This window comes from Paenibacillus mesotrionivorans, assembly GCF_046098205.1.
Taxonomy (GTDB): Bacteria; Bacillota; Bacilli; order Paenibacillales; family NBRC-103111; genus Paenibacillus_AR; species Paenibacillus_AR mesotrionivorans.
Window position 1 is genome coordinate 90,089 of the sequence record NZ_JBJURJ010000025.1, and the last position, 7,902, is coordinate 97,990.

The 7,902-nt window shown below is 53.8% G+C and carries 4 protein-coding genes; 2 read left to right on the forward strand and 2 right to left on the reverse strand.

What is annotated here, in order from left to right; translation table 11 throughout:
* Positions 1 to 190 precede the first annotated feature (190 nt).
* Complete coding sequence (locus tag ACI1P1_RS27705) at positions 191 to 3,223, forward strand: right-handed parallel beta-helix repeat-containing protein (protein ID WP_416219801.1); 3,033 nt, start codon at positions 191 to 193, stop codon at positions 3,221 to 3,223.
* A 116-nt stretch (positions 3,224 to 3,339) separates the two neighbouring features.
* Positions 3,340 to 4,182 (forward strand): formylglycine-generating enzyme family protein, encoded by an 843-nt coding sequence (locus ACI1P1_RS27710; protein ID WP_416219802.1) that lies wholly within the window; start codon positions 3,340 to 3,342, stop codon positions 4,180 to 4,182.
* A gap of 112 nt (positions 4,183 to 4,294) precedes the next feature.
* On the opposite strand, the gene ACI1P1_RS27715 is transcribed toward ACI1P1_RS27710, so the two are convergent.
* Together ACI1P1_RS27715 and ACI1P1_RS27720 are read right to left on the reverse strand one after the other, a co-directional pair.
* A complete protein-coding gene (locus tag ACI1P1_RS27715) occupies positions 4,295 to 7,585 on the reverse strand; it encodes a glycoside hydrolase family 2 protein (protein WP_416219804.1) in 3,291 nt (1,096 codons plus the stop codon).
* On the reverse strand, positions 7,582 to 7,902 hold a 321-nt coding region (locus tag ACI1P1_RS27720; protein WP_463605684.1), incomplete at its 5' end, for a rhamnogalacturonan lyase family protein. The genes ACI1P1_RS27715 and ACI1P1_RS27720, both read right to left, overlap by 4 nt.

The following is a 7,902-nucleotide window of genomic DNA, read 5'->3' on the forward strand; positions in this document are numbered from 1 at the left end:
GAAAGGGGGAATTTGTAAGGAGCTATTATAATCCTGCATCAGTACCCATGAATAAAACATTTTAATGAGAGGAAAGTGAGAAATGGACAGCCCGATCCACAGCAGCTACACAAGATTTTTGTCTTCCTTTTTAGGTGCTTTTGGCAAAACACTTCTATTTGTTATAGCAGGATTTGCAGCCGTTTTCATTATGTCGGCATCCGCTCATGCCGCCAGCTTTTATGTCGCTCCGGATGGCAATGACAGCAATCCGGGCACCTTGGAGGCTCCCTTCAAGAGTCTTATGAAAGCGCAAACAGAGGCTTCTGAAGGAGATGTGGTCTATATTCGCGGAGGTATATACGATACCTTTGATATCGCCGCCACGGACAGCAATTACAACTATGTGCACCGGATGAGCAAAAGCAACATTACGTATGAGGCTTATGAGGATGAAAAGCCTGTGTTTGATTTCTCCAGTGTAGTGCCGGTGAAGCGCGTTGCTGCATTTCATGTGCCGGTTGGCACCAGCAATGTGACGTTTAGAGGCATTGAGGTTATTGGTGTTAAAGCCGGCACCCAAAAGCAGTCGGAATGCTTCCGGATTCAAGGCAACGCCCATTTTGACCGGGTTTCCGCCCATGATACCGAAGCAAACGGCTTCTACTTCACAACACAGGGCAGCGGCTCGCTTATCAATTGTGATGCATACAACAATATCGGGCCCACCAGCGCCTCAATCGGCAACACGGATGGGTTTGGTTTTCATGCTAATCCGGTTACAGTGAAAAACTGCCGTTCCTGGCATAACAGCGATGATGGCTATGATACCATCAGTTCGCAGGGGTCTATAACCTTTGAAAACAGCTGGGCCTACGATATGACAGCCGGTGGGGATTCCAACGGGTTTAAGGTAGGCGGCGGAACCTGGGGCAATAAGCTTCCTAATCCGGTCCCCGTGCATATCGTGAAAAACTGCATTTCTGCCAATAACAACGCCAGTGGCTTCTATGCCAATCACCATTTGGGACAAGCCGCTATTTGGACATATAATACCGCTTTCAACAATAAAACCGCCAATTTCAACATGCTGGAGCGGACAATCTTGGAGGATCTGCACAGCGATATTGACGGGTACCGGGAGGAATTGCACTATAATATCGCCTTCTCAGGCAAAGATATTATGAATGCGAATTTACCTCCGGAAAGAGAGAGCTTTAATTCGTGGACAATGGATGTTGCGGTATCGGAGGAAGATTTCCAAAGTCTGGACGCTTCACAACTGACATTGCCCCGTAAAGCGGATGGCAGCCTGCCGGACATTACGTTTATGAAGCTGGCCAGCGACAGCGATCTTGCCGGTTTGGGTTACGGTTATACAGATGGAGTGGTCCTTACCGATCAGAATATTGAGCTTGCGGCTGGTGCATCTGCTCAATTGGAAGCCGCGGTATTTCCTCTGGATGCCCAAGATAAAACGGTCACCTTTACATCCAGTGATGCCCATGTAGCAACGGTTACAGATGCGGTTTATAATCCCGTTACCGGGAAAACCAGTGCTACTGTTACTGCCGTAGCCCCAGGAACGGCAGTTATTACAGCAGCTGCTGCAGAAGGTGGCACTAGCGCAACCAGTTCGGTAACGGTTAGCGCTGCACCAGTTGAGACCGTGGAAATGAGTCTCAGCCAATTCCATGCAGCCACCGGAGAGTCCATTATAGTGTCGGGTTCAACAGCTGCCAATACTGACGTTCTTGTACGTGCTGTTCAAGCTGACGGTACCGATATCTATTCGGCGACTGTAACCTCCAACACGTACGGGGAGTTTTCTACTAGGATTACGGTTCCCTCGGACATGTCCCCCGGCATTCTTTATGTCTCTGCGGCAAAGGGAAGCCTCAAAGCCTCTGCCAATCTGACCGTTTATGCAGCCGATAGCGGATACACGCCTCCTGTTGTCATTACAGACGACACACCGGTAATCGTAACCGATACCCATAAAACCGTCGCCGTAACCCAGGGCACCTACGATCATACATCATCACCTGTGTCCATTTCGGTGCCCTCCACCGTTTCAGGCGCAGCTCTGAGCGTTGCCCAACTGCTGTATGAACCCTCCGATTCCACTGTTACAACAGCCCCGCTGCCTGGCGCAAAGGTAACCGCTGCAGCAACCATCGGCTCCGCTGCAGTCACCCTGGAAGCAGAATTGCCGAGAGGCTTGATCATCACAGCGCCTGCTGCATGGAATGGAATGATCAGCCTGCCCGCTGTGTTGGCCAATAACACGGTCACTCCAGTGCCGGATCCGGGCTATACTGCAACTGCACATGCCGTAATCGAGACAGGCTCCCCTGATGTGCCGTTAACCTTCAACAAGGCTGTAAGACTGGTCATTCCGGGAATGGGCGGCAAAAAAGCGGGTTACCAAAGCGGCACCGTCTTCACCAAAGTCACTCAAGTCCTTAGCGCCGATACTCAGACTGCGGCTGACGCCGAAATCGCTGCCGGCGGGGATGCCTATATCACCGTCGGAGCCGACCTTGTCATTTGGACGAAGCATTTCACCAAATTTGCCGCTTATGCTCAAACGGCCATTAGCAGCGACAGCGACAGTGACAGCGATGGCAGCGGCAGCAGCGGTGGTGGCATAACACCTTCACCGTCAACCCCTGCCCCCACACCAACTCCCTCCACTACACCTGGAGCGGCCACACCTGCACCTTCCGTTGCTTTGACTGATATTGCAGGCCATTGGGCACATGCGGAAATTGACAAGCTGATTCATTCCGGTGCAGTTGCCGGTTACCCAGACCGTACCTTCAAGCCCGATCAATCCATCACCCGGGCGGAATTTGTGAAAATACTTGTAGCAGCCTTCAAGTTGGAAGCCAAAGCAGGTCAATTGTTCTCCGACACAGCAAACCACTGGGCGAAGGATTACATTGCCACTGCCAATGCCCATGGGATTGTAGACGGCTACAGCGATTCCCTCTTCGGGCCGGATGATCTGATTACCAGAGAACAGATGGCCGTAATGGCAGTCAAAGCAGCCAAGCTGCCTCTTGTTTCAGGAGAAGCCTCCTTCTCGGATCAGGCAGAAATATCCTCCTGGGCAGCCCTTGAGGTATTCACCGCCCGGAAGGATGGAATTATCAACGGATACCCTGACGGCAGCTTCAAGCCTAAGGGAAATGCAACCCGAGCTGAGGCAATTTCTCTCATCGTAAAAGCCTTAAAATAACCGGTTGGAAAGACAAAGGGGCTGTCCAAAAAGTCCGTCAAGGCCGCTTTTACCTTTGGACAGCCTCATCTCATTTTGGCAGCATCATCTCCTCTTGGAACAGAAAGGTGAAAAGAATGAAGCCTATCCCGTACCGGTTGAAGCCTATGCTTTTGTTCATTGGAATTGTGTCAATTGGTGCTATTGTTTACTACCTTGCGTTTGCAGCATCCGGAGCAAACCAAAACGCTGCGCTGCCCAACACCGTGATGGCAGAGGCTGTGGAAAAGGTAAACCTGGGACAACAGCTGGAAATGGAGTTCGTGCGGATCCATCCGGGTACATTCTCCATGGGCTCCTCCCAGGAATTCGGTGATGAAGATGAAGGACCTATGCATGAGGTCAAGATCACCAAAGCCTTCTCCATGGGGAAATATGAGGTAACACAGGAGCAATGGGAAACGGTCATGGGCAGCAATCCCAGTGCATTTAAAGGCGCAAAATTGCCGGTGGAATCAGTCAGCTGGGAGGATTGCCAGAGATTTGTGGCAGAGCTCCAGAAACTGACCGGCAGAAGCTTTGCGCTGCCCACTGAAGGCCAATGGGAATATGCCTCCAGGGCAGGCACAACCACACCATGGAGCTTCGGAAACCAGGAAGAGCTTATTGAGGACTTTGCCTGGATCACCACAAATTCAGGCGACCGCACCCACCCCGTAGGGGAGAAAAAGCCTAATCCCTGGGGACTTCACGATATACACGGAAATGTCCAGGAGTGGGTCAGCGATTGGTACAGCAATCCTTATGAAAAGGAAATGGCTTCAGACCCGCAAGGCCCCTCATCCGGCGATGCCCGGGTGATTCGTGGAGGCGCATGGGGGGACTATCCTGCCAATACGCGCTCCTCTTACCGGAACTGCATGGGACCGCAAGTAAAGCATGAGGGTGTAGGATTAAGGCTTATATTATTGGATAAGTAGAACAGGAAAATATATCATCTTTATATAGAAAACCTCTCCTTATCCGATGGAACGCAAGCTGCCATTGGAAGGAGAGGTTTGTTTATGTTGATTGGTGGTGATTAATGAACGGTTACCCGTTCTTCGCCGGGAGCTCAATCCGGAACACCCGGACATTGTCGTCGTAATAGGCAACCACACCCTGGATATAGGAAATGACTGCGTTGATCTCCACGATGAAGGCATCCCGGTGGATGTAAGGCTCTCCGTTCAACAGATTCTCCTCCCCGTTGACAAGAAGGTGGGTGCGTCCCTTTTCTGCGGTGACGGTGTTGCCCCCGGAGGTTAAGGTGAGGATTTGTTTGTCCCCGTCGTAGGAGTAATCGAACAGCTCCGGCCGCATGTTTTTGATGCGCTCCAGAATGAACAGAACCGGACTGTAGATGCTGCCATGGTTATAGACGCTCAGGATACCCCGGGTATCCGGCTCCTGGCCGTCCACCAGCACCTTGCAGTAGATCTTGTCCTCGGGCACATACTTGGCCGCGTCCGCTTCGGGAATGGCTTCGAAGGGATAGGCGGAAGCTGGTGCGGTGTCCCCGTAGACCGGCGCAAGACATTGGATCTGTTCCAGGGCTAATGGAGCCGTATCGGCAGAATGGCTTTGCAGCGATACTGCGGCCTGCGGCACACCCCTCATCTGCGCCGTCAGCCTGATCTCTCCGGCGCTCCGGGTAGACCGGATGAACACCCGGTTGTTACCGCATTCCGCGTACACATGGTTCTGGTGGATGACGCTGTCCTCTTTGCCGAAGCCGTTGAAGCGTCCGCTGTTGTATCCGCCCAGGAATACCCCTTCCCCTTCCAGAGTGAAGTCGATGCGGTCAAAAGCAAGCGGGCATAAACGGCCCTGCTCATCGAGAACCTCTACATCCACGTAAGCAACGTCGGTTCCATCTGCCAGAAGGCCCCGGTCTCCGGTATGGGGAGTCATCCGCAGTCTGGCAGGGGCCGATGCGGTTTCAATTCTGTCCTCCGCCGCCAGCTTGCCTTCATAATCGTACGCTTTGGCAGTGATGGAGCCGGATTGGGTAATATCGATCTGCTCAAAAGGAAATACGAAGGTATCCACCGGCTTATCGCAAACCCCTGCCGGTTTCCCATTGATGAACAGCTCCACCCTGGCAATGGAGTAGCTGCCCAGGACATACACCGTTTTATCCTTGGGATTGCGGTAAGCGTACTCTCCGGTTTTGCGCCAATGGGTCCCGTCAAATTCCTTCAACGCGTACCTGTAGTTATTGCCGCCCTCCTCAGGGTAATTCCAGTGGCCGACAATCTTGACCATGGGCACGGGAGACTGGATGGTCCGGAACGCCTCGAAGCTCTGCTTCTTAATGCGCACCGGATCCACCCGGCCGCTCATCCGTGCATTCTCCGACGCCGCCTGTCTGCCGTGCTGTGCGGAATCCGTCCAGCACAGAGCCGCCGCTGCCGCGTAGAAGTTTTTGCCGGAGGCGCCGCCGATCCGGTCATTGAAAAACTCAGCATACCCTCGTGCGGCATACAGGGAAAGCTCTTCGGAGGTCAAATCAAAACAGTCGCCTCCGGGCTGCTTCCGGCCCCCCCGGCCCAGATACAGATTGTCGTAGTCGAAGTCCGGCGGGGAAAAATCATCCCACACCCTGCGCGGTGCTTCCTCCCGCAGGTATTCCGTTTCCGTCACCGGCATTTTGGAGGATTGGAAACGGCCTGCATGACGGTTCAGCATGGTACCCACATATTCCGCTTCCTGAACCACATCCTCGGTGTTCAGGGTGCGGCAGCCCATAAACCGTCCGCCATTGGGATCCAACTGCTCCTTCAACAGGCGCATTTCGCGCATATGCTCCTTGCTGATGGAATTGTTGCCCGCCTCCCAGAACAGGATGGACGGATTATTTTTGAAATAGATGATAATGTCCCGCATCACTTCCATCCGCTGGTCCCACTGCCTGCCGAAATTCTCATGCTCCTTGTCCCCTGCGGGCTGGGTGCAGACGACGCCGTACCGGTCGCAGGAGCGGATATCCGCCGGGCTGGCTGCCACATGCATCCAACGGATGTGGTTGGCGTTGCTCTCGCGAACCAGCTTGGCGTCCATGTCCCGGAGCCAGTCAGTGGGAATGCCCACAGCCGCCCATTCGTTGGAGGAACGCTGGGCATACCCGGTGAGCCAAACCCGGGTGTCATTGATCAAAAGCCCCTGTTCCCCGTCATAGGAAACCTTCCGGAAGCCGGTAACGGTTTTCACTGTATCCAGCAGTTCCCCATCCAGAATCAGCCTGGTGTGGACCGTGTACAGGTAAGGATCATCCGGTGACCAGAAGCGGAGTCCCGAGACGGTGGCGGAATGTTTGATGATAGTAACCTCAACGGACTCGGTAACGGTTGGCGCTACTTCGTCCTCAGCCAAGGGGATGAATTTCTCCCCGTCTTTCCGGTACGCATCCTGCGGCGTGATGGTGATAGGCGGTGTTGCCGGGAGCTCGGCGGCCGGAATCAGGTTCAGCCCTGATAAGGTCCGGCTGATCTCGTTGCCCTGATGGTCAGAGATGATGCTCTCCAGTTGGACGGTTTGGCCTGCCCCCGTTTCGTTCCGGATCTCTGCCTGTACATGGATGGCGGCTTGTCGCTGGGGGATATCGTAGTCGCTTCCGAAGATATACACCCCTTTGGTCTGCAGATTGCTGTAAATCGGCAGGGTGATGTACAGCTTCGGCTTCACATGGAGCCGGATATTTTTGGTGAGGCCGCCCACGGAAGGGTTAAAGTCATTGCAATTCCAGAAGTACCGGACACTCCGGGCCGACTCGGGGATGCTGTCCTGCTCCGTCAAGGAATCGATGAAGGCGCCGGGTAGGGCATCCGGGTGATTGGGCGTCTCCGCCACGAAAAAATCCAGATCCCGGGTGGAGGTGTTGTCCGTGGCGATGGCAATCAGATTGTCCCCGTCATCATCCACATAGGGGGTCAAATCAAAGGCGAAGGGCGCAACCCCCGCTTCGTAATATCCGGCCAAGGTGCCGTTGATGTACAGGTAACAGGTTTGGCGGATGCCCTCAAACTCGATCAGCACCTTTTTCCCGTTGTGGGAGTCAGGCAGACGGAACCATTTGCGGTAGAAGGAGAAGGTTCTTTTTTGACCGCTTCCCGCGTCCTTGATCCGGTCTACAAACAAGTCCTTGTCGTTATAGGTATGGGGAAGGCCTACAGTCTCCCAAGCCAACTCCTCATATTCCTTCTCGTAAAAAAACCGGCCCGACTGATCCTTCCACGCCTCCAGCGCAGCTACCAGCGGGAACGCATCCGCCACCTTGAAGGTCCAGCCGTAATTAAAGTTATATACCTGGGACTTTGCCTCTTGTTTGTCCTGCGTATTCATACCTGTACCCCTCCAACCTTTTCATTTTGCGCTGTACGCTTAAACGACAAATCCGGAACCGGCACCTTGTCCCATCTCATATCGGTGCCGAAGTAGAAGCTGGTATAACAAGGCTGGTTGTACACCACATTCTGCCACGCCACCCCTGTCCGGTATTGTGCATCATGCATCAGGGTGTACAGCTTCCGGTCCGTCACCTCGGTGCTCATGTAGATGCGGATGGCGGTGCTGTCCGCCGTGCGCACCACCAGCTCCTCCCGCCAGTCGCCGAACAGGTCGGCTACCAGACACGGGTTGCCCTTGGTGCCGTTGTTGGA

Bases quoted from the DNA above. Each gene is read 5' to 3' on its own strand.
- ACI1P1_RS27715 (WP_416219804.1), bottom strand. From the start codon at position 7,585: ATGAATACGCAGGACAAACAAGAGGCAAAGTCCCAGGTATATAACTTT.
- ACI1P1_RS27710 (WP_416219802.1), top strand. From the start codon at position 3,340: ATGAAGCCTATCCCGTACCGGTTGAAGCCTATGCTTTTGTTCATTGGA.
- ACI1P1_RS27705 (WP_416219801.1), top strand. From the start codon at position 191: ATGTCGGCATCCGCTCATGCCGCCAGCTTTTATGTCGCTCCGGATGGC.